Genomic DNA, 21,163 nt, shown 5'->3' on the forward strand with positions numbered 1-21,163 from the left:
TATTTAAGGGTTATAATTATATAAAGTGATATATTATATATAAGCGATATATTATATATAATAAGTTATATTATTAGAAATATTAGTTAGATATTTAATAATATATATGTTAAGTAACAAGGATAGACTATGGAACAAACACCTAAAGCAAACCGCGTACATATCGGCTTCTTCGGCCGCTGTAATGCTGGTAAGTCTACATTGATCAATATGTTAACAGATCAGCCTGTATCCCTTGTATCTGAAGTAGCAGGGACAACGACAGACCCGGTGAGCAAATCTATGGAGATTTTACCACTAGGACCTGTGGTGATTACCGATACAGCTGGTATAGACGATACAACTGAATTAGGTACATTGCGGATGGAGAAAACAGAAGAGGTTGTGAAGAAGATTAACCTTGCTGTTTATGTACTTCGTACCGATGAAGAACCAACTGCTGATGATATGCATTGGTTAAGCCTATTAAAACAAAATAATGTGCCTATTGCATTATTTATAAATGAAATCAATGCAGAAATTGACAAAGAAAATGATAAAGAAAACAACATAGAAAATAAAACAGATGCATTTACTTATGTAGAAACTCATAAGGGATTATCTGAATTAGCTACTGTCATTGGTTCTGCTGATTTTACATCTAAGGTTAAACGTTTAGAGTTACTCGATCTTCTGGGCGGATTAACACCACTTGATGTAGAAGGTGATCAAACTTTATTACAGGGCTTAGTAGAAGAGGGGGATACAATCATCCTCGTATGTCCTATTGATAGCGCAGCGCCAAAGGGCCGTCTCATTTTGCCACAAGTACAAACAATTCGAGAAATTCTCGACTATAAAGGCTTGGCGCTAGTGTGCCAAACAGAAGAGTTACCAGCTATGATTAATTCTCTTAAGAACCCACCTAAGATGGTTATCTGTGACTCTCAAGCCTTTGATCGAGTTGATGAGCTAACACCTCGTAGAATTCCGTTGACGTCGTTTTCCATCTTGATGGCCCGCTTTAAAGGAAAATTACAGGACTTAGTAGCTGGTGTAGAGGCGATTAAAAATTTAAAACCAGGTTCTAAGGTGCTTATTAGTGAAGGTTGCACACATCGCCGTCAATGTGATGATATTGGAACTGTAAAAATTCCTAATCTGCTAAAGAAGCAAGGTCATACAGATTTACAGTTAGAATTTACAAGTGGGGGAGCCTTCCCAAAAGACGTATCTCAGTATGATTTAATCATCCACTGTGGTGCTTGTATGCTCACACGCCGCGAGGTATTACGACGTATTGAATGTGCTGTTGTACAAGGCACACCAATCGTAAATTACGGTGTACTCATAGCCGCTCTACATGGTATACTAGAACGAGCGATAAGCCCATTTATTGACGAAATAAAAGGGTAGATATAATTAATTTATAACTACACATATTAAATTAAATTGCATGCAGTCATTTAACTTTCACAATAAGAATGGTATAATTAAGTGTTGGAGTTTGAATGATTGTATAGGAAGGAATATACATGTTCGAATCGATTCAACCGTGGATTGGCATGGCAACCATCGTCCTTGTTATAGCGTTGTTAGTGTATTGTATTATCTTGCACATTCGCTTAGGGAGCCTTAAAAAGAAATACGATTTCTTTATGCAAGGAGACAATGGTGCGAGCCTAGAACGTAAATTATCTGTAGAGGTTAGCGAAATTCGCGATGCTGCAAAGGGTCTTGAGACCATGATGACCGAGCAAGCGGCAATCCGCAATATTCAAAGCAATACGATACAAAAAATTGGCTTTATTAAATATAATGCCTTTGAAAATATCGGTAATGATTTGTCCTTTGCGCTTACATTGCTTGATGGCAACAATAACGGCATCTGTATCTCCAGTATTTACGGTCGTAATGAATCCCGTATTTTTAGTAAACCCATTGTGAAAGGTAAAAGTCTCGTAAGTCTTTCACAAGAAGAATTAGAGAGTTTGAACGAAGCGTTGGGCGAACGCACCAATGAGGAAGCGTTAACGAGCGCCATCGTTTCTAAATAAGGAAGGTTTGTATTGAAAGTACCGGCATTTATTTCAAACAAAGTTGAAAGAAATGGTGACAACTGCATATTGACATTAACAACCAAGCAGGCGAAGGTTGCAGCTATTGTAAGCTCTATTATAATTATCGCCGCATTGGTTCTCGGCATTTGGGGCATCGTGCGCCAAGCTGAGGTAGTGCAATTACGTCAACAGACACAATTACAATCTGAACAGCTAAAATTGTTACAACAAAAGACAGATGTTTTAGATAAGAAAATTCAAAACTTAAATCAAATTAGCGAAGAAAACAAGCAAATGCTGAAGGGCGCTGAATCTGGCACACCATCTCAAGGTGGCGGGGACGGTAGCGACCCAAAGCAGCCAGCCGCTGATGAAAGCGAAGTAAAGACGCTGACAGCGGCACAATTATCAGCTCGTCTGTCCAAAATGGACAAGGACGCACAAAAATTGCTAGTTAGCTTCTATACAATGCGTAATATCCTTCGTGATGGTGGGGCGCAAGACCTTATGGCTATGCAATCTATTAACTTCTCTGCTGGCTCTGGTGGTGTTACGAATAACACTACACCAAGTATCTGGCCGAGCAAGGGCGTTATTACCTCTCCATTTGGTAGCCGTGTGGACCCTGTAACGGGCGCTATCGGTGCATTCCACGAAGGAGTAGATATTGCGGATGACTATGGTACACAAATCGTGGCCACTGCTGCGGGCGTTGTAACCTTTGCAGGTTATACAGAAGGCGGTTATGGTAACCTCGTTGAAATCGACCACGGTAATGGCTTCGTAACGCGTTATGGCCATAATAGTGCTGTGTTGGTAACTGTAGGTATGAGCGTAAAACAAGGTCAAACAATTGCCTTGATGGGCAGTACTGGTAAAAGTACAGGCGCTCACGTTCACTACGAGGTACGCCTCAATGGATCTCCTACAGACCCTATGATCTTCTTACCAATTAGTAACTAAAATTAAACATGATTCATAAGACAAAGAACTTGTTATGCGTGCAAATGCACTAATAGCAAGTTCTTTTTCTTTTCTTTTGTATATATATATTGTAAAATAAAAGTATATGAACGGAGGTATATCTATGAAGGCCTATGTACAAGTTTATACCGGCGAAGGCAAGGGCAAAACGACCGCTGCTATCGGTCTAGCTATCCGTGCCATCGGCGCTGGCAAGAAAGTCCTCTTTTTGCAATTTATGAAATCTAAAGTATATAGTGAACATACTATTTTACCTACCTTAAAGAATTTAACCTTGGAAACCGTGGGCAAGCCATTCTTTATCATCAAAGAAGGGATGAAGAGCAAGGACGAACTCGCTAAATGGGGCGATGAAGTCGTTGTCTTTGAATCTGGCAATCCGCCAAAGGATTATGTAGCGCTCATCGAAAAAGGCTACGAACGTGCACTAGCTGCTATCAGCAGTGGTGAGTACGATCTCGTCGTTCTTGATGAATACAACATGGCACTCTTTTTTGAACTCATTACATGGGATAAGACAAAGGCTTTGCTCGATGCTCGTCATCCAGAAACGGAACTCGTATTTACGGGCCGTGGGGCTCCTCAAGAATTAATCGATGAGGCAGACCTTGTAACGGAAATGAAAGAGGTCAAACATTACTACCTTCAAGGCGTAATGGCTCGAAAAGGTATTGAAAACTAATCATAGGTACACCTAAGGAGGTGATGTGGTTGAGTACAGTGGCTATTGTGGCCCTCGTTATTGTGGCCATCATTGCAGCACTCATCTTGATTATCCTACTGACACCAATCACATATAGCATCGAAATCAACGGACGATCGCCATATCGTGGCGAGGTGCGCGTCAAATGGTTGTGGCGTGTATTTTCACTGCATCTAGCGTATTTGCAGGACAAACCATTTTTTAAGGAATTATACATTTTGGGCATGCTCAAGATTGGTCCTGTGAAAGACTATGAAGAATGGCTTGAAAATCGCGTAGACGAAGAATACCAAAAGGTGATGGACGACGATGGCGACATGTCGCAAGCGGAAGCCTTCGCCAAAGCGATGCAAGGGGGCGGACAAGGTCCTTCTGCAAGCTCTAGTGGTACTAGCTTTGATGATTTGAAGAGCGCTCAGCGTTCTGACGCTACCTTTAATGATGAAGAAGCGCCAGGGGCTGGGACTTCTCAAAAGTCGAATGAGCGCATAGAACGTCCTGAACAAGCTTCTAAGGATATGGATGCACAAGCTCGTGCTGATCGGTATGACTCCATTCAGCAAGACCCAACATCCCATATTCAAAGTGATGATGAAACGGTAAGTCGCGTTACTTTCAACAGTGACGGTTCCATTAAGGAAAAGGTATTTACGAAGGTGAATGACCTCAAAACGACGGTGAAACAACGTTTTGAAAAGCCAGATCCAAACGATCCGGTGGCATCATTTAAGTCTAAAATTCCTACATTCTGGTTCATGAAACATGTAACAAATACAGAATTATGGCACCAGTTATTCCTTGTTTCAAAACGATGCTATGACCACTCTAAACCACGCGATGTGGCCATAGAAGGTCGATTTGGTATCGGTGACCCATATCGCATGGGGATTATAGCATCTATGCTATATAGCATTTGGCCAGAACAAGCTGAGAACATCGAGCTCGATTATGTAAACTGGGCCGGTGAAGGTAGCGGTCATATTAAAGGTCGCATCATTTTAGCTGTCATGGCTTGGCATGGCACAAGATTTTTACTATCTAAACCAATGCGTTCCCTATTGGGTGAAGGTGCTCGCGTCTTCTGGGTTAAACGGAAGGAAGCTAAGCAGTTAGAAAAGCTGAAAGCCGAACAAGGTCAAACAGCGTAAGGATATATTAAGTCAACTAAGTACATGAGCTGATATAGCAATGATACTTTCACAAAAAGCGGAGGTACTGTGATGGAGAACAGTAATGTAAAAGAGAATTTGGAAGTCCTATTCGAGAAATTCAAAAATATGATTAAGGTGGAAACTGTAGTAGGCGAAGCTGTGCAAATCGGCGATACTACACTTGTTCCATTCGTAGACGTAACATTTGGTTTCGGTACTGGTACAAACCACAACACTGCTAACAAAAATCACGAATGTGGTGGCGGTGGCGGCGGTGCCAAAATGGAACCAAGCGCTATCCTCGTTATTAAAGGTGAACGCATCGAGTTGTTCAACATTAAAGGCAATCCTTACAGCAGCAGCTTCGATCGTCTTATCGGTTTGGTGCCTGACCTCGTGTCCAAATTGAAATCCGATAAATACATTTATTTGAACGATGAACAATAATTCGGCGACGAATTATAAATACTAGGTGAAAGCCGTAATACCCACATGTGTGCTCTGAATATGTCCGTAACGACTGCGATTATAGCTTCAGGGCGTGCCTGTGGGTATTATTTTAACTTCTATAGACTTTCATAAGCAGTTCATAGGGCTTTATTATGCTATGTAACATAGTCTTGTGAAAGTTAGCGAGATTTGTTATAGTAAAAATAGTACACTATTGGATTGTATAGTGACACTTTTATTTCGAGGAGGATTTCAGATGAAATTATCTAAAAAATTAACTACCTTAGCTATCGTTGGTGCTATGTCTGCTACTGCTGCAGTAGCAAGTGCTGCTAACATTGGCTTAGTAAATATGAGCCAAGTAGTAAATAGCTACCCTGGCTATGGTGCATTAGATATGAAAATGCAACAAGTAGACGCTCAATACCGTCCACAAATTGAGAAAAAAGTACAAGAAATTGAAAAAATTCAAGATCAAACTCAAGCAGAAGCTGAATTCAACAAATCCGTAGCTCCATTGCTTCAAAAAGAAAACGAAGAAATCAACAAAATTGCACAACCTATGATGCAAGCAATTCACAATGCTGTTGAATCCATTCGCGTTGAGAAAAAAATGGATGTAGTATTGGATGATCCATACACAATCCGTGCGGCTGACGCTAACAGCAAAATCGAAAACATTACTAACGAAGTAATTAGCCGTCTAAAAAAATAATACCGGCTAAAAAAATAATATGAAATGGCCCCTTGTCTGGTTTCAGATAAGGGGCTTTTGGATTTAAAGGAATTTTATAGTAAGATAGAGAAATATATTAACAGAAGTAGTCTGTTAGAGATAACATATTGTAAGCATTATATAGGTGTTTTCTTTAAAATAGATTAGCTTATTTCAAATAAGGAGTGAGTTCTAATGAAAGATTTTAAAGTATTAGCCACAGAGCGGTATTCAGTACGAAAATTTGATACGAAGCCCGTTGAGCAAGAGAAATTAGATATCTTGTTAGAGGCAGCGAGATTAGCACCTACGGCTCATAATTATCAGCCGCAACGCTTACTTGTGCTGAATACGACAGATAGTATTAACAAACTAAAAGACTGCACTAATGGTCACTTCAATGCGCCGTTGGCGATTATTGTTTGTTATGATAAAACAGTGAGTTGGAAACGGGAATACGATGATGCGGATTTAGGCGTTGTAGATGCTAGTATTGTAGGTTCTCACCTCATGTTTACCGTGGCGGATATAGGCTTAGGAACAACCTGGATTGCTCATTTTGATCCAGTTAAAGTACGCACGGCATATAACTTGCCGGATACTATTATACCTGTAGCCATCTTCCCTATAGGATACCCTCATCCAGACTGTGTGCCTGCACCGGGCCATACAAAACGATATGAACTTACTTCACTTATTAAATATAACTTTTTTGATTAAATACTAGAAATCTACAATTTGCTATAAATATTATGAGAAATACGGTGTTGGATAATTTCAACAAATAAAAATAGAGACTAGTTGATTCAAAATATCAGCTAGTCTCTATTTTTACTATTTTTGAAGATGAAAAATTAATGAAGTTTTTAAAGCTGATTTAAGCATTATTTAGTGATAACTGATATACTAACCATAATACTTAGAAGGAGCGGATATTTATGTTTAAGCGATTTTTTGTTAGGTGTTTCTTCTTAATATGTATATTAAGTTCTATTTCATTTATATCATATGCAGTGTCATTATATGATTTACAACATTCAAATCAATATAAATTAGTTTATTCAACAAATACACAGGATTTGTATATGAATTTGAGTTCTGTTCAAAGTCTACGTTATAATCCACCTTATTATACGTTGAAATATCAAGCATATTTAGTTGATTATAATGATAGTACAATAACTTTATCCGATTTTATTGCTAATTATAATTATAACTATTCTATTGAAGGTATAGCTAAAAAACAAAGATTATATGAGTTATCTTTTAATGAGGCTAAACCGTATTTGATAAGTGCTAAACGTAAAGAGTCTGGAATTAATGGTTCTTTTAAACTTGATAAAGTGTATGATTTAGATGGCAGAATAGATAGTGATTTTAGTAGTTTAGATGATAATAATTATGCTACTGCCGATTATGTTTATGCCGGTCCTTTTTATAAAGCAGCCGCATATGCATTTGAAAAAGCATATAATAAAATTTTTTAATAATATATTTTGTAGGGGAGAATATTATGAAAAAAAGAATACTATTACTTATGTCGATGTTTTTAATGATGAATACCTCTTTTGCAGAAAATTTAGATCAAAATATAAATCATGATTCGACTAATATAATGAGATATTCTGCAGAGCCTGGTAGTAAAACAATTTTATCTACCTTATCAGAGAGCGATAAATTGAAAGCGGAAGCAGAGTTTAAAAAAGGGAAAAAAGATTATTATAATTTAGGTAGGAAAGAGCCTGGTGGGCTAAAGCAATTATATGCGGCTCCTACTATGGCATATATCTCTACTCCTTATAGTTTATATAGGCATGGTATTTACGTAGAAAAACAGACATTTATTCCGTTTTCGAAGGAATTAAAAGCCGAATTAGAGGCACGTGCTGATAAAGTTTATATTTATACTTATTCAAATCCTATGTGGGGAGTGCCTTCTTATATAGGAAATATAGTAATAAAAAAAGATGGTAAAATTTATAATGGTAAGATGATGGACTTTAAAGGGGTTGAAGCCAATGAAGGTGCATCAAAGGCATATGAATTTGATATAAACTTATTTGATGGAAGAGACATGGATGTTATTGCCGTTAATGCTGCTGATTATAAGCAACTTATTTTTCATATAACTGCAGAAACATATAAAAAACATCAATGGTATTAATTCTGATTGATGAATTAAATAAAAAAGGAGCGCTTAGCGCTCCTTTTTTATTCAGGTTTGTGAATAAGATTTACTACGAATTCGCTGTCTTCAACAAGTGTTGCTTGGATGTAGTTGTCGCCGTTGAATTCTAATACTTGGCCTGGTACAAGTACATGTTCTTCAGTTTCGTTAAGGAATACTTGTACTTTACCTTTTACTACTGTAAAAATTACGTTTGCTTCTGGGTGGTTGTGTTTTTCAACTTGTTCACCAGCTTTGCCGCCTTTTTTTACGATTACATAGTTAGGACCTTGGAATAATAAACCTAATTCTTGATTAACTGTGCCTGCCATAATAGACCTCCTAATTCTAGCTTTTTATGTTTTGAAAGCTGACGCTATTACTTAATTAAATGAACTTATGTAATTACCTTATGCTTACATTATAAATGATATTGCTTATCAATGCTGTGCCTATAGCTACAGTTTTGTAAAATATATAGAAAATTTCAGACATGAAAAAACGAACGTAAAATTTTACGTTCGTTTTTTTGCTCGTTTTCGTTCGTTTATAGTGTCTAAACAAACGGAATGTTATGTATTTATTAATTATTTTTTACGAATGGAATATAAACGTGTACCGTTTTCTTCAGTCGTTACAAGTTCAAAGTTTGGATCTACCGCTTTTACAAAGGCTTCGAACCATGTTTGGTACGCTAATGCCATGAACTTAGGGTCAACGCCCGCTGTACGCCAGTAGCCTGCTTGTAATCTGTGATCCCCAACCCATGTAAATTCATCTGGGCTTTCAGAAACAACTTGGTCACCACCGTCACAAGGCATGCCGTTTACATAGAAGTTTTGAAGTGCATTGTAAATAGCAGGTGCAGTGTGTTCCTCAAGATTGTCTTGCGCCACAACGCCACAAGCTTGACCTTGGACAGCAAATGCATCAAGAATTGCTGTTACTACATGTACGGCTTCGTCGCCGGAGTTTGTATCGAGCAAATCTTTGATGAAAGCTGCTTCGCGAACGGAAGCGATGTTGATTTGGTTGGACAACCAGCCATGGATATTGCCATGGTCGATGATGTTTTCTAGTGGGATGCTAGGATTGATTGGCTCACCGTAAGTATCTACGGAAATAGAGTGTAATTCCTCTGCCAAATCATCAACAACCTTAGTTGTTTTTTCTAAAATCAAGTTTTCACGCTCAACGAGCAATTGAATTTTACGATATAACCAATAATGGATGTGACCTAAGAATGCGGACATATTAAGCTCCTTTTCGTGCAGTTTCTAATTTTTGAACTAAATCGTATACATTAACACCATGGATTTCTGCAGCTTGCCACAATGGTTCAGCTGTAGAAGATGGGCAACCAAGGCAACCCATGCCGATGCTTTGTAATACAGGCACAACATTTGGATATGTATCCACGATGTCGCGAATGATTGTGTCTGGTGTAATAGGAGCACCTGCTTCGAGGCGTGGTGCTTCTGGTTCTGGATCATTACCATGACCAGGCAAGAACACAGCTGGTTCATCGGATTTGCTTTCAGCTGGAGCACCTTCAAGGTCGCCCAATACAGCCTCTTTGAAAGCCTCTAAACCAATGCGGTCAATGAATTCGCCCATACGTTCAATTTGTGCGTTTTCTTTATAGTATGCAATGATACGATCTACCAATGCAAGAGCTTCTTTTTCAGTTGTTACTTCTGCGATGAGGTCGCCGATGCGTGGATGCGCGCCGCCGCTACCGCCAGCGTACACATTCCAACCCTCTACAGTACCGATGATACCAACATCTTTCATGCGGCTTTCAGTACAAGAGTTAAGACAACCGGACACGCCGATTTTCATTTTGCTTGGCATTTCTTGAGACAAATACTTGCGTTCAATTTGCATGCCAAGATGTACGCTGTCTTGTTTAGCGCGTTTACAGAAGGTAGTACCTGGGCAGATTTTTACGCTGCGCACGCGGTTAGAAACAGTGTACGCTGGCTCCATGCCGAGCATTTCCCAAGCTTTATCTACGTCTTCTGCTTTTAAATTCGTAATCATAATGCGTTGGCTACCAGTCAATTTAAGAACAGCGCCGAACTCATTCGCTACGTCGATATATTTTTGTAATTGTTCTGGTTGAATGAAACCTGCTGGAACGCGAGGTGTAATTGCATAACGGCGTTGGCCGTTTTTAATGCGTTGTAAATTTGCTGCGATTTGTGCCATTGTAAATCCTTTCTCGAGCCCTCTCTGCGGAGAATAGTGGCCTAAACTACTTAGTTAATCTATGTAATTCTTTATATGTAATCTATATACGCCGTTGGGTTTTGTGAAAGCTTCGCACGTATACGTACAGCGTGATGAGATCAACTAGGCGATGCCTCACCAAAACCCGGCGTAACGATCAGTACGGGTATTAAATACTGACCTGATGTTCCTAGTATAAACTATTTTAACATGTAATAATGTAACCTAAGCTACAAAAATGAAAAATTTCAATATTAATTATTAATAGCATATATGATTTATAATACTAGATATTATAAAATAATTTACCTAATTGGTAAATTGTATATTTACATTTGTATTTGAGAGAGTATAATAGAATTAACCTACTAGGTAAATTGTTATAAATGGCCATTTATATTGTATCAACCATTCACTATGATTTGAGAGAGTCGGTGACATATTGGATATACGATATAAGAATAATAAGTTAGAAACAGTTTGTACAGATGCAAATACTGCTAGGCGAGAATATGGACGTGAGATGGCACGTAAAATTCATTTAAGAATTGATCAACTTCGTTTTGCTACATCTATTCAGTCTTTGATTTTAAATGGTGTGGGACGGTGCCATAAGTTAGTTGGAGATCGCAAAACTCAATATGCTATGGATTTAGTACACCCTTATAGACTTATTTTTATACATATTGATGGAATGTTTCACGTAGTAGAGATTCAAGAAATTGTAGATTATCATTAGTATAGGAGATATACATATGAAGATATATGAGAGTAAAACTTTTATTGCTATACCGCCTGGAATGACAATAAAAGAGGTTTTAGAAGATAGGCATATGACGCAAAAAGAATTAGCTACACGAATGGATATGAGTGAGAAGCACATCAGTAAGCTCATTAATGGTGAAGTCCCACTAACACAGGATGTAGCAATGCGTCTTGAACGGGTATTTGGTGTAGAGGCAAGTTTTTGGAATGGATTAGAAGCTAATTACAGAGAAAAGATATTAAAAGTAGAGTATGAGAATTCTATTGATGAAGAAATCAACTTTGCTAAACCTTTTGGTTATGCCAAACTCGCACGTTTAGGCATCGTGCCAGAAACAAAAAAGGTAGCTGAGCAGGTTAATAATCTACAAAAGTTTTTTGAGGTAGCTTCTTTAAAAAATGTAGCTAATGACATGGTTATGCCCTTAGTATATGAAAATATTAAGGATATGGAGCCTGATAAAAAGAGTGCAATTTATACATTGGTACAAATCACGAAAGGAAGGGCTCGTTTTGTAGAGGTCAATCCTTACGATGCGGAGTTACTAAGAACATTTATACCAAAAATTAAGGACCTTTCTAGTGAACCTTTAATTGGTGTGAAAGAGCCTTTGAAGGACATGTTAGCAGCATGTGGTGTGATTATTGTGTATTTGCCAATTATTGATAACATAACCTCAACATGTATTACCTATTCCAAAGGGAGCTCCATTGTTCTTGGTATACCAACGGAAGATACTGATAGTTTTTGGAATTTATTAGAAGAAGCCCTACATAACTTGTTAGAGCGTGATTATCAACGTAGTAATCGCAAATACCGAAACAATGATCCTGTAACTGTGGTGAATTATTGAGCCATATTTTGGTAAGTTTTTAAATACCTCTTTTTTGTAAGTTTTTAAGGGCTTATAGCACTTGTTAGAGGTTCCCATTAACGTAAGGTCTTTCATAGTACGATGTATAGGATTCTTATCCTGTAACAAAATAGCGTATAATAGACATATAGAATATTACTGATATAGGAGATACAATGAAGGTCCTTTACGATACAATTTTGAAAGCAACATATACTGGTCGCCCGAACCGTTTTGTGGTGACCTTAGATTTAAATGGTGAAAGCGTACTCGCGCATTTACCAAATCCTGGTCGCATGTGGGAGCTCTTATTCGCCGGTGTAACGATGTACATCGTGCCTCACGATAAGCCTGATGCAAAGACAAAGTACCGCGTTGTAGGCATCGAGCGCGATGGTGTCGTGATTATGCTCGACACAAATTACAGTAACGATGTAGCGCAGCATTTGATCGAAAATAAGCTGATCCCTGGTTGGGAGGAATGGCGCGTTGTAAGACGAGAGTATACGGTTAAACTACATGGTACATCATCACGTTTTGACTTGCTCCTTACCAATGATAAGGGCGATGAGTTTTTACTAGAGGTTAAGTCTTGTACGTTATTTTCTAAAACGGGCGCCATGTTCCCTGATGCCATAACAGAACGAGGCCGTAAGCATTTATTACATTTAAAAGAATTGCAAAACGAAGGATACCACACAGGGGTTCTATTCCTCGTGCAATGGGATAGAGCGCAGTGGTTCTTACCAGATTACCACACGGATTTAGAATTTGCTCGTACCTTTAAAGAGGTAGCTCCTTCCTTAGACTGGAAAGCCGTTGCTGTGACCTGGGATGAGACTTTCACCATGCCAAATGTAACACGAGAATGTTCCTATCCGAGTACCATCCTCGATACAGAGGCTCATGATAGCGGCGTGTACGTGATGGTCATGCACCTTGATCACGATCTTGACCTTGAAATCGGCTCTAAAGGGATGATGCATTTCAAGGCGGGATACTATATGTACGTTGGCTCTGCAAAAGCGAACTTAACGAAACGCATTGAGCGCCATAAACGGAAACGCAAGAAAATGCACTGGCACTTAGACTACTTCCGCGGTCACTGCGAAATGATAGCAGGCCTGCCGATACGAACTAGCCGGGCTGATGCAGAATGCGCCCTCGCTGATGCGGTCCGTGGCGTTGCTGAATGGGACGTGCCTAAATTTGGTTGCTCTGACTGCGACTGCAAAAGCCACCTATTTGGGATGAGGGAAAATCCTATTCATAACAAAGCATTTATGGATGTAATAGAAAACTATCGTATGAATAAATTGGATGCGCTAGTTAAGTGATTGTTGTTGGGGCCCCGTCACATAGTGGTTTACTAGTTAAAAAAGTTAGACACTTATTCCTTCGCTCCATAGTGACCTAAGTCGCTCATTCATAAGTGTCTAACTTTTTTACAACCCTATATGTGGACTAGTCCCAACAACAAAAGCACTTTTCCTTTCGCATGGGGCGAGGCCCCTGATGGGGAAAGGGTGTGAAGTAGAGTATCAACAATCAGCTGATGGTATCAATGATTGTGTCTGCATATTTGATATGAATACTTGATACAAATGGGGAAAAGAGAGAGGTGTGGTTGTGTATGCCTGTGTTTGTTAGGTTTGTGTTGTTGGTTTTTGTGTGTGTTTGTAGTGTTGTATTGGGTGGTTGTACTTCTTCGCGGTTAACGACGCTCGATGCTGAGCCGTATACGCCGGATGATATTAAGGCAATGGTTGAGAAGCGTTTTGCGTCGTATCATCCTCGTCTAGTGTTGCAGGCTTCTGAGGTTGTTACTACAAAGCCTTATAAGCACTATGAATATACGTTTTTTGATGAGAATAATGGCATTGTCTTTACTGCGCATGCTTCTGTTGAGGTTCCTCAGTTGCCTATTCCTGGTGGTCAACGGGTTACGAACGCAGAGTATAGGTATGCAGAGGCTTATTTAGATCGCTTGAATAGTGAGGTAGCACTGTTTGCTGCAAAGTATAGATTTCAGGTAGCTAATAATGAGGAGCGCAAAGCGCTAATGGATGCTAAGATTATGCGAAAAGAGGATAATAGTACGGTTCCTTTGTTTGAGGAAGGGGATTTTATATTTCTTAATCAAACATCGAATGGTGCTGGTGTAGTGGGTATGTTAAGAGACATATATTCTCTATATAGACCTAATGGTGACGAGACCTTAGTAAGTAGCGTGTATGGCCGTAAGGTTAGCTTTTACTATTTACCAAATGGTGAAACAGACAAGAGCAAGGCTTTGTACCTAATAAGTTTTAAAATTAGAGGGCGGGAAGATTGGCGAGATACCTTAATGAGTGGTGTTGGTTATCAAGATAAGAGTTCTGAGCAGATTGAACGAGATATAATTACCGTTGTTGATCGGGAAATACAACAGGCTGTGCGAGGAAAATAGGTCAGGGAGAGGTGTATCTATGAAGCAGTTGATTAGGTATATATCATTAGTTGTTGTGTGTATTTGTACATTTTTATTGAGCGGTTGTTCTTTTGTGTGGACCACGGAAAATGGTGATCCTGCGACGCCAGAGGATATCAAGTCTAGCGTGGAAAAGGAGTTCGCTGTTGTTCATCCTAACCTTGTTCTCCAGTCCTCTGTAGTGGAACAGGAAAAACCGTTCCAGCGGAATGTGTATGTCTTTTATGATGAAAGCAATGGTTTTACCTTTACTGCTGATTCTGTGGTGCAACGTCCAACCTTGCCGGTTCCAGGTGGTGAAAGATACACGAATGCTAATTTTGCCTATTCACAAGAGTATTTAATTCATTTGAACGCTGCTTTGGTGGAACGTGCTAAGCAACATGGTCTGCGGATGGCCACACATGAGGAAGTTTTAAAGCTAAAGAAATCTGAAGCAACACGTGTAGCAGGTACTAATCAGATACCTCTATTTAGATCCAATGAAATTATCTTTGTAGATAAGTCTGTAAAGGGTGAAGATATTCTAACCTTTATGAAATTCATATATAGCGAGTATAAACCGCAAGATAATCCAGCACTATTACATCCTCGTGCTGACAGAAGCGTTGGTATTTACTATTTACCAAAAGGGGAAGCGGATAAAACAAAAGCCCAGTATTTGATAGGTTTTAGGTATATGGCAAGAAATGACTGGAAAGAAACTATGCTAACAGGCATTGGCAGTACTGGTAAGGATACGTCAGCTGTAGAACGAGACTTTGTTAAAGTTTTAGATCATATGATAAAGCATGCGGGTTACTAGGTGATTTATTGTCTTTAAACTTATCAAATATAGCTTTAAACCCCTAAAAATGCTATAATATTATGATGTATTATAATCAGTGTTAGTAAAATGAGGTGAGATTGTGGCAGACCAACAATGGTCCCACGGGAATATTCATCCCGTTCAGATTGATAAAGAAATGAAGAACGCTTATATCGATTATGCGATGTCCGTAATCGTAATGCGTGCTCTTCCAGATGTGCGTGACGGCTTGAAACCAGTACATCGTCGTATTTTGTACGCGATGCACGAAACAGGCATGACGCCAAATAAACCATACAAGAAATCCGCTCGTATCGTCGGTGACGTACTCGGTAAATATCATCCACATGGTGATCGCTCCGTTTACGACGCAACGGTTCGTTTAGCGCAAGATTTCAATACGCGCTACCTCTTGGTAGACGGCCACGGCAACTTTGGTTCCATCGACGGCGATAGTGCCGCTGCGATGCGTTATACCGAAGTACGTATGGCAAAAATTACTCAAGAAATGCTTGCTGATATCGACAAGGAAACTGTTGATTTCATGCCGAACTATGATGAAAGCTTGCAAGAACCTACTGTATTGCCAGCGAAGATCCCAAATCTTCTCATCAATGGTTCCAGCGGTATCGCCGTAGGGATGGCGACAAATATTCCGCCGCACAACCTTAACGAGGTATGTAATGGTCTTACTATGCTCATCGATAACCCAGATGTAACTGTGGACGAATTGATGACGCAAATCAAAGGTCCAGACTTCCCGACTGGGGCGCTCATTTTGGGCCGGGAAGGCATTAAAAAAGCGTACTCCACAGGTCGTGGCAGCGTAAAAATGCGCGCTCGTGCAACCATTGAAGAAATGTCCAAGGGCAAGCATAAAATCGTAGTGACTGAGATTCCATACCAAGTTAACAAGGCTCGCGTTATCGAAACGATTGCAAACTTGAGCCGCGATAAGGTTATCGATGGTATCACAGCACTTCGCGACGAATCTGACCGTCAAGGTATGCGCATCGTTATCGAATTGCGCGCTGACGTGCAACCAGATATCGTGCTTAACAAATTATATAAACACACTCAACTTCAAGAATCTTTCGGCGTAATTATGTTGGCCCTCGTGGATGGTCATCCTCGCGTATTGAATTTGAAAGAAGTATTGGGTTATTACTTAGATCATCGCCTCGATGTAATCGTACGCCGTACTCAATTCGAGCTTAATAAAGCAGAAGCACGTGCTCACATCTTGGAAGGCTTGTTGATCGCTCTCGACCACATCGATGAAGTTATTGCTACAATCCGCAGTTCCCAAACTGACGAAATCGCGCGTAACGCATTGATGCAAAAATTCGGGCTTTCAGAAAAACAAGCAGTAGCCATCCTCGACATGCGTCTACGCCGTTTAACAGGCTTGGAACGCGAAAAAATCGAAGAAGAATACAAGGAATTGTTGGCATTGATCGAAGATTTGAAAGCTATCTTGGCTAGCGAAGCGCGTCAACGTCAAATCATCAAAGAAGAACTTGAAGATATGAAGAAGAAATACGGCGACCCTCGTCGTTCTGAAATCACTATCGATACGTCCGACCTTGATGTAGAAGACCTCATCGCTGATGAAGAGATGGTTATTACCTTGACTAAACAAGGTTATATCAAACGCATGAATGCGAACGTATATCGCAACCAACATAAAGGTGGCGCTGGCGTTATCGGCATGAAGACGAAGGAAGACGATTATGTAACGCAAATTATGCATGTTCGCACGCATAATACATTGTTGTTCTTCACGTCCACTGGCCGTACATATCGCCTCAAAGCATACGAAGTGCCAGAAGCAGGTTCCCGTAATTCTCGCGGTACCGCTATGGTTAACGTGTTGCCACTCGCTGTAGGTGAATCTGTTACAACTATGATTGACCTTGAACGTATCCATGAAGATGTAAACTTATTCATGGTTACTGAGTTCGGCGTTGTAAAACGTACAGCTATCGAAGAATACCGCAACATCCGCCGTTCTGGTCTTAATGCTATCAACCTCGACGAAGGGGATCACTTGATTTGCGTCAACGTAACGACTGGCAACCAAGATATCTTGATCGGTACTAAATTGGGTATTGCTATTCGTTTCAGTGAAAGCGACGTACGTCTCATGAAACGTGCGGCTCACGGTGTACGCGGTATTAAACTCAATACCGGCGACGTAGTGGTAGGCGCTGGTGTTCTTAATGCTGATGAAAGCGAAGCTCAAGTGTTTACTATCTCCGAAGAAGGTTTCGGTAAACGCAATGATGCGGAAGCTTACACATTGCAAAAACGCGGTGGTAAAGGCTCTAAGAACTTCAAGATTACGAACAAAACAGGCGACGTAGTTGCTGTAGAAGTAGTTCATAATGATGATGAAGTTATGCTTATCTCTGAACAAGGCAAAATCATCCGCTTCAACATGAACGATATTGCTGTGAAGAAAGGCAAAGCTATTTCTGGTGTGAAAACACAAAACCTCGATGAAGGTGATAAAGTAGCTAGTATTGCTGTTATTCCAGGTGCTGAAATCGAAGACGAAGAAGCAGAATAATTTGTATTAATAGTATATGTAAGAAACTATGGGCGGCCATCTTAGATGGTCGTCTCTAGCGTTAAGGAGTTTAGATATGAAAAAATGGTTAGCTGCTATGTTTGCAGCAGGGGTTTTATTCTTAGGCGGCTTTGGTCAAGCTAGTGCTGCTGATTGGTACTATATCGATGCTGATGCTGACGATGCAGCATGGTTCATCGATAATGCATCTGTATACAAAACAGATGATGCGGCTACAGTACTTGTTAAAATTAACAATGTAGAAGGCTTCACATACATCTACACAGTACGCATTGACCGTAAAGAAAAAACATGGACAGAGCTTGATACAACAGTATACAGCGCTGCAGGCGTAGCGTTATTGTCCAGCAAAGAAGCACAAAAACCTACAAAAATTGAAGATGATACCATGGGTGCGGAAGTTATGCAAGCCCTATGGGGTAAATAATCCGACAATTTAATAGAAGCTGATATTCGCTCTGTCTATTTAGATATTCAGAACGTATATGTAGCCCCGAACTATCCTGAAAGCCTCCATAGTGACCTAAGTCGTTTTCAGAACAGTTCGGGGCTTTCTATGTTTTTGCTGACCTTACAGCGCGAATATCAGCTGTTAAAAGTACTGGATTATTTAATACCATAGGAGTCTTGCAAGACGTTCCTAGGGAATTTATTTTAATTATGCAGTTTATAGAGTTTTTATTAGGAATATGCAATTATGGTGTTATAATGAAGTCGTAGGGAATTTATGGTATGCAGATTGCATAGTTATTTGAATTTTATAGTCAGGAGAGAATGGTTATGAAAAAATGGTTTGCTTTTTTAGCGGTAGCCGGTTTATTGTTTAGCGCTGGTGTGGGCGTGTCTCATGCTGAAAGTTGGTATGCTCTTGATACGGATCAAAATGGTCGTACTGGTTATATCGACAATGACTCTGTTGATAAAAACGATGCTCGTGCTACATTGCGCTTGAAGATCGTAGACCCAAATGGAGATCATTCCATTTACACAATGACATTTAACCGTGCTGATAAAACAGTACAGCTCATAGATGTGACTACATATAACCCACAAGGCTATATGATTGGCTCTGAAACATTGGCAAATACAAAAGTACAAATACAAGAAGGAAGTAACCTAGATCACGTGTATCACTTGATTTGGTAAATTTCCTCGACTAGTAGAAAGGGTTCTATCTCTTATCGACCTCCATAGTGACCTAAGTCGGTCTCAAAGAGATAGAACCCTTTCTGTACGTATGATTAAATTTATTCAAAACTGCGTAGGGGAAATAGTGACCTAAGTCGCCCTTAGAGATATATCCCACCCGTTTTCTCATTTCCTGATGAGGAAATCTTTCTAAATCTGTGTTTGGGAGTAGTGACCTAAGTCGGTCTCAAAGAGATAGAAACCTTTCTGCACATATGATTAAATTTACTCAAAACTGCGTAGGGGAAATAGTGACCTAAGTCGCCCTTAGGGATATATCCACCCGTTTTCTCATTTCCTGATGAGGAAATCTTTCCCCCATACTTATTCCCTTATTTTATGGTATAATTTAAGGGAATAATTTTATGTTTAAGGGAATATTTGGTTTATGAAGCTCTAATAATTGAGCACGTTTGTCTTTCATAAAATATTTATTTTCATTGAATATACTAGATTTTATATTCTTGTATTTAATTCGAGAGGTAAAAATATGAAAAAAACATTGGCAGCTGTTTTGGCAGCAGGCGCTTTATTCATTGGTGGTATTGGTAGTGTTGATGCGGCAAATTGGTACACTGTTGGTACTGATAGCAACGGTATCACTTGGTCTATTGATAATGATTCTGTTAAAAAAGATGACAAAAAAGCTACTTTGGACATCAAAGCTATGGATTACGAAGGTTACCACTACATCGTAACTGAAGAGTTCAACCACAAAAAACGCGAAGTAAAAGACGTTAAGGTTACTCTTTACAACCCTCAAGGTTATGTTGTGAAAGAGGAACAACCTAATAAGTCCACTCGTAAGGTTGAACAAGGTACTCCTGCATATGCTGTGTACACACTTATCTGGGGTGACAAATAATCTGATTTGCAGAGGGTTATGATTCTTTGTGAAAGCTTCACACACGCACGTTCTCATTAGAGGGCGTGCGTTTTTTTATTATTGTCTTTAGACTGGTTCGCGATGTAGTCGCGAATCATTAAACCACCCGCTATGCGGGTGCGGCAACGAAAGTTATACAAAAAAATCACCTTGCTTAAGTATAATGTAGGTGTTCAAGCCGCATTATATGCAAAAGAAAGGTGATTTTATATGGCAACAAAGACACAGAGCCTTGCGCACACAAAATGGTTATGCAAATACCACATAGTATTTACACCTAAGTATAGACGTAAAGTTATATATAATCAATACAGAAATAGTTTACGTGAAATATTGAGACGTTTATGTGAATATAAGGGCGTCAAGATTATCGAGGGGGAGCTTATGGCTGATCATGTGCATATGCTAGTATTAATCCCACCTAAAATATCAGTATCATCTTTTATGGGATACTTAAAAGGGAAAAGTGCACTAATGATGTTCGATAAACACGCAAACTTAAAGTATAAATTTGGAAATCGACACTTTTGGTCCGAGGGTTATTATGTTAGTACAGTAGGTTTAAATGAGGCTACAGTAAAGAAATATATACGTGAGCAAGAGTTACATGACCAAATGAAAGATAAGCTTAGTGTAAAAGAATATGAGGACCCTTTTAAGGGTAGCAAGTAATACACATCCCCTTTAAGGGGAACGTTACGAGTCAATGGCTATGCGGCTTGAACGTAGTGAAAGCCAGCGCCTTTAGACGCTGGCCTAGTACTACGGGCTTATAGCCCGTGAGCAAACCACCCGTTTTACGGGTGGTTCTGATTTAAATTGACGCGCGTTTTTCTTTTATTTTAATTCCTGAAAAGTTGGTGAATTATTTACCCATTCGTGGTACAATGGGAATATTATTACGCATTTATGTAATTTCTATCTTATTGAAATATACTCACCCGCAATGTCATGTAGAATGTTACTCATAATGTCATGGGCAATATTATCTAGAGAGGGATGATGGACCATAATTTTGCACAAAAGTGTAACATTTCTACATAGTATAAACTTTCACCATAGCGTATACTAGAGGTAAGATGTGGAAGTACGCCTTGAGCACAGTGCTCCGTAGTTTTGCTGATATTTCCCAAAAGGTTTGATAGTTTTAGTTTGTTA

Annotated in this window: 23 protein-coding genes; 20 read left to right on the forward strand and 3 right to left on the reverse strand. The window is 39.4% G+C overall.

Annotation, left to right across the window (positions count from 1 at the left end; genetic code table 11):
* Positions 1-129: 129 nt before the first annotated feature.
* The 10 genes from hydF to ACDF53_RS03445 all read left to right on the forward strand — a co-directional run bounded on the left by hydF (position 130) and on the right by ACDF53_RS03445 (position 8,206).
* The gene (gene hydF, locus ACDF53_RS03400; protein WP_370815488.1) at positions 130-1,395 is read left to right on the forward strand and encodes a [FeFe] hydrogenase H-cluster maturation GTPase HydF; all 1,266 of its coding nucleotides are present in this window, start codon (positions 130-132) and stop codon (positions 1,393-1,395) included.
* A gap of 119 nt (positions 1,396-1,514) precedes the next feature.
* The gene (locus tag ACDF53_RS03405; protein ID WP_295205485.1) at positions 1,515-2,036 is read left to right on the forward strand and encodes a DUF4446 family protein; all 522 of its coding nucleotides are present in this window, start codon (positions 1,515-1,517) and stop codon (positions 2,034-2,036) included.
* Positions 2,037-2,048: 12 nt separating this feature from the next.
* Complete coding sequence (locus tag ACDF53_RS03410; protein WP_295794449.1) at positions 2,049-3,002, forward strand: M23 family metallopeptidase; 954 nt, start codon at positions 2,049-2,051, stop codon at positions 3,000-3,002.
* Positions 3,003-3,126: 124 nt separating this feature from the next.
* Complete coding sequence (locus ACDF53_RS03415; protein ID WP_039968824.1) at positions 3,127-3,705, forward strand: cob(I)yrinic acid a,c-diamide adenosyltransferase; 579 nt, start codon at positions 3,127-3,129, stop codon at positions 3,703-3,705.
* Positions 3,706-3,734: 29 nt separating this feature from the next.
* The gene (locus tag ACDF53_RS03420; protein WP_370816186.1) at positions 3,735-4,874 is read left to right on the forward strand and encodes a hypothetical protein; all 1,140 of its coding nucleotides are present in this window, start codon (positions 3,735-3,737) and stop codon (positions 4,872-4,874) included.
* Between the two features lie 72 nt (positions 4,875-4,946).
* Positions 4,947-5,324, forward strand: coding sequence for a GerW family sporulation protein (locus tag ACDF53_RS03425; RefSeq protein ID WP_005384862.1), 378 nt, complete (start codon positions 4,947-4,949; stop codon positions 5,322-5,324).
* A gap of 259 nt (positions 5,325-5,583) precedes the next feature.
* The gene (locus ACDF53_RS03430) at positions 5,584-6,042 is read left to right on the forward strand and encodes an OmpH family outer membrane protein (protein WP_039968825.1); all 459 of its coding nucleotides are present in this window, start codon (positions 5,584-5,586) and stop codon (positions 6,040-6,042) included.
* A gap of 195 nt (positions 6,043-6,237) precedes the next feature.
* Positions 6,238-6,762, forward strand: coding sequence for a nitroreductase family protein (locus ACDF53_RS03435; RefSeq protein WP_370815489.1), 525 nt, complete (start codon positions 6,238-6,240; stop codon positions 6,760-6,762).
* A 218-nt stretch (positions 6,763-6,980) separates the two neighbouring features.
* Positions 6,981-7,529 carry a hypothetical protein gene (locus ACDF53_RS03440; RefSeq protein ID WP_024063717.1) on the forward strand — a complete coding sequence of 183 codons (549 nt, stop codon included), beginning with the start codon at positions 6,981-6,983 and terminating at the stop codon, positions 7,527-7,529.
* A gap of 26 nt (positions 7,530-7,555) precedes the next feature.
* The gene (locus ACDF53_RS03445; RefSeq protein ID WP_370815490.1) at positions 7,556-8,206 is read left to right on the forward strand and encodes a hypothetical protein; all 651 of its coding nucleotides are present in this window, start codon (positions 7,556-7,558) and stop codon (positions 8,204-8,206) included.
* A 47-nt stretch (positions 8,207-8,253) separates the two neighbouring features.
* Here the strand turns inward: ACDF53_RS03445 and ACDF53_RS03450 are convergent, their stop codons facing one another.
* The 3 genes from ACDF53_RS03450 to ACDF53_RS03460 form a co-directional block, all read right to left on the reverse strand.
* Positions 8,254-8,541: a cupin domain-containing protein gene (locus tag ACDF53_RS03450; protein WP_009351598.1), complete on the reverse strand. Its 288-nt coding sequence runs from the start codon at positions 8,539-8,541 to the stop codon at positions 8,254-8,256.
* Positions 8,542-8,796: 255 nt separating this feature from the next.
* A complete protein-coding gene (locus ACDF53_RS03455) occupies positions 8,797-9,462 on the reverse strand; it encodes a hypothetical protein (RefSeq protein WP_370815491.1) in 666 nt (221 codons plus the stop codon).
* Position 9,463: 1 nt separating this feature from the next.
* A complete protein-coding gene (locus ACDF53_RS03460) occupies positions 9,464-10,420 on the reverse strand; it encodes a DUF1858 domain-containing protein (protein ID WP_005384870.1) in 957 nt (318 codons plus the stop codon).
* Between the two features lie 544 nt (positions 10,421-10,964).
* Here ACDF53_RS03460 and ACDF53_RS03465 point away from each other — a divergent pair.
* From ACDF53_RS03465 to tnpA, 10 genes are all read left to right on the forward strand, one after another.
* Complete coding sequence (locus ACDF53_RS03465; RefSeq protein ID WP_322353403.1) at positions 10,965-11,180, forward strand: type II toxin-antitoxin system RelE/ParE family toxin; 216 nt, start codon at positions 10,965-10,967, stop codon at positions 11,178-11,180.
* A gap of 16 nt (positions 11,181-11,196) precedes the next feature.
* Positions 11,197-12,060 carry a HigA family addiction module antitoxin gene (locus ACDF53_RS03470; protein ID WP_370815492.1) on the forward strand — a complete coding sequence of 288 codons (864 nt, stop codon included), beginning with the start codon at positions 11,197-11,199 and terminating at the stop codon, positions 12,058-12,060.
* Positions 12,061-12,236: 176 nt separating this feature from the next.
* Entirely contained in the window at positions 12,237-13,397 is a 1,161-nt protein-coding gene (sfsA, locus tag ACDF53_RS03475; protein ID WP_370815493.1) for a DNA/RNA nuclease SfsA, read from the forward strand.
* A gap of 332 nt (positions 13,398-13,729) precedes the next feature.
* Positions 13,730-14,509 carry a hypothetical protein gene (locus ACDF53_RS03480; protein WP_370815494.1) on the forward strand — a complete coding sequence of 260 codons (780 nt, stop codon included), beginning with the start codon at positions 13,730-13,732 and terminating at the stop codon, positions 14,507-14,509.
* Positions 14,510-14,528: 19 nt separating this feature from the next.
* Entirely contained in the window at positions 14,529-15,335 is an 807-nt protein-coding gene (locus tag ACDF53_RS03485; RefSeq protein WP_370815495.1) for a hypothetical protein, read from the forward strand.
* A 103-nt stretch (positions 15,336-15,438) separates the two neighbouring features.
* Entirely contained in the window at positions 15,439-17,910 is a 2,472-nt protein-coding gene (gene gyrA, locus ACDF53_RS03490; protein WP_370815496.1) for a DNA gyrase subunit A, read from the forward strand.
* Positions 17,911-17,986: 76 nt separating this feature from the next.
* Positions 17,987-18,358, forward strand: a complete 372-nt coding sequence (locus ACDF53_RS03495) for a hypothetical protein (RefSeq protein ID WP_227720868.1) — start codon at positions 17,987-17,989, stop codon at positions 18,356-18,358.
* Positions 18,359-18,711: 353 nt separating this feature from the next.
* Positions 18,712-19,077, forward strand: coding sequence for a hypothetical protein (locus tag ACDF53_RS03500; RefSeq protein ID WP_370815497.1), 366 nt, complete (start codon positions 18,712-18,714; stop codon positions 19,075-19,077).
* Between the two features lie 532 nt (positions 19,078-19,609).
* On the forward strand, positions 19,610-19,984 hold the full coding sequence (locus ACDF53_RS03505; protein ID WP_005384879.1) for a hypothetical protein: 375 nt from the start codon (positions 19,610-19,612) through the stop codon (positions 19,982-19,984).
* Between the two features lie 231 nt (positions 19,985-20,215).
* On the forward strand, positions 20,216-20,677 hold the full coding sequence (gene tnpA / locus ACDF53_RS03510) for an IS200/IS605 family transposase (RefSeq protein WP_005380067.1): 462 nt from the start codon (positions 20,216-20,218) through the stop codon (positions 20,675-20,677).
* The last annotated feature ends 486 nt before the right edge of the window (positions 20,678-21,163 follow it).

The organism is Veillonella sp., assembly GCF_041333735.1.
Classification (GTDB): domain Bacteria; phylum Bacillota; class Negativicutes; order Veillonellales; family Veillonellaceae; genus Veillonella.

What these genes read in the sequence shown, in the direction of transcription:
- ACDF53_RS03435 (WP_370815489.1), top strand. Translation starts at nt 6,238, where the DNA reads ATGAAAGATTTTAAAGTATTAGCCACAGAGCGGTATTCAGTACGAAAA.
- ACDF53_RS03505 (WP_005384879.1), top strand. Translation starts at nt 19,610, where the DNA reads ATGAAAAAAACATTGGCAGCTGTTTTGGCAGCAGGCGCTTTATTCATT.
- ACDF53_RS03455 (WP_370815491.1), bottom strand. Translation starts at nt 9,462, where the DNA reads ATGTCCGCATTCTTAGGTCACATCCATTATTGGTTATATCGTAAAATT.
- ACDF53_RS03470 (WP_370815492.1), top strand. Translation starts at nt 11,197, where the DNA reads ATGAAGATATATGAGAGTAAAACTTTTATTGCTATACCGCCTGGAATG.
- tnpA (WP_005380067.1), top strand. Translation starts at nt 20,216, where the DNA reads ATGGCAACAAAGACACAGAGCCTTGCGCACACAAAATGGTTATGCAAA.
- sfsA (WP_370815493.1), top strand. Translation starts at nt 12,237, where the DNA reads ATGAAGGTCCTTTACGATACAATTTTGAAAGCAACATATACTGGTCGC.
- ACDF53_RS03495 (WP_227720868.1), top strand. Translation starts at nt 17,987, where the DNA reads ATGAAAAAATGGTTAGCTGCTATGTTTGCAGCAGGGGTTTTATTCTTA.
- ACDF53_RS03465 (WP_322353403.1), top strand. Translation starts at nt 10,965, where the DNA reads ATGGCACGTAAAATTCATTTAAGAATTGATCAACTTCGTTTTGCTACA.
- ACDF53_RS03415 (WP_039968824.1), top strand. Translation starts at nt 3,127, where the DNA reads ATGAAGGCCTATGTACAAGTTTATACCGGCGAAGGCAAGGGCAAAACG.
- ACDF53_RS03430 (WP_039968825.1), top strand. Translation starts at nt 5,584, where the DNA reads ATGAAATTATCTAAAAAATTAACTACCTTAGCTATCGTTGGTGCTATG.
- ACDF53_RS03485 (WP_370815495.1), top strand. Translation starts at nt 14,529, where the DNA reads ATGAAGCAGTTGATTAGGTATATATCATTAGTTGTTGTGTGTATTTGT.
- ACDF53_RS03425 (WP_005384862.1), top strand. Translation starts at nt 4,947, where the DNA reads ATGGAGAACAGTAATGTAAAAGAGAATTTGGAAGTCCTATTCGAGAAA.
- ACDF53_RS03500 (WP_370815497.1), top strand. Translation starts at nt 18,712, where the DNA reads ATGAAAAAATGGTTTGCTTTTTTAGCGGTAGCCGGTTTATTGTTTAGC.
- ACDF53_RS03440 (WP_024063717.1), top strand. Translation starts at nt 6,981, where the DNA reads ATGTTTAAGCGATTTTTTGTTAGGTGTTTCTTCTTAATATGTATATTA.
- ACDF53_RS03450 (WP_009351598.1), bottom strand. Translation starts at nt 8,541, where the DNA reads ATGGCAGGCACAGTTAATCAAGAATTAGGTTTATTATTCCAAGGTCCT.
- ACDF53_RS03445 (WP_370815490.1), top strand. Translation starts at nt 7,556, where the DNA reads ATGAAAAAAAGAATACTATTACTTATGTCGATGTTTTTAATGATGAAT.
- ACDF53_RS03460 (WP_005384870.1), bottom strand. Translation starts at nt 10,420, where the DNA reads ATGGCACAAATCGCAGCAAATTTACAACGCATTAAAAACGGCCAACGC.
- hydF (WP_370815488.1), top strand. Translation starts at nt 130, where the DNA reads ATGGAACAAACACCTAAAGCAAACCGCGTACATATCGGCTTCTTCGGC.
- ACDF53_RS03405 (WP_295205485.1), top strand. Translation starts at nt 1,515, where the DNA reads ATGTTCGAATCGATTCAACCGTGGATTGGCATGGCAACCATCGTCCTT.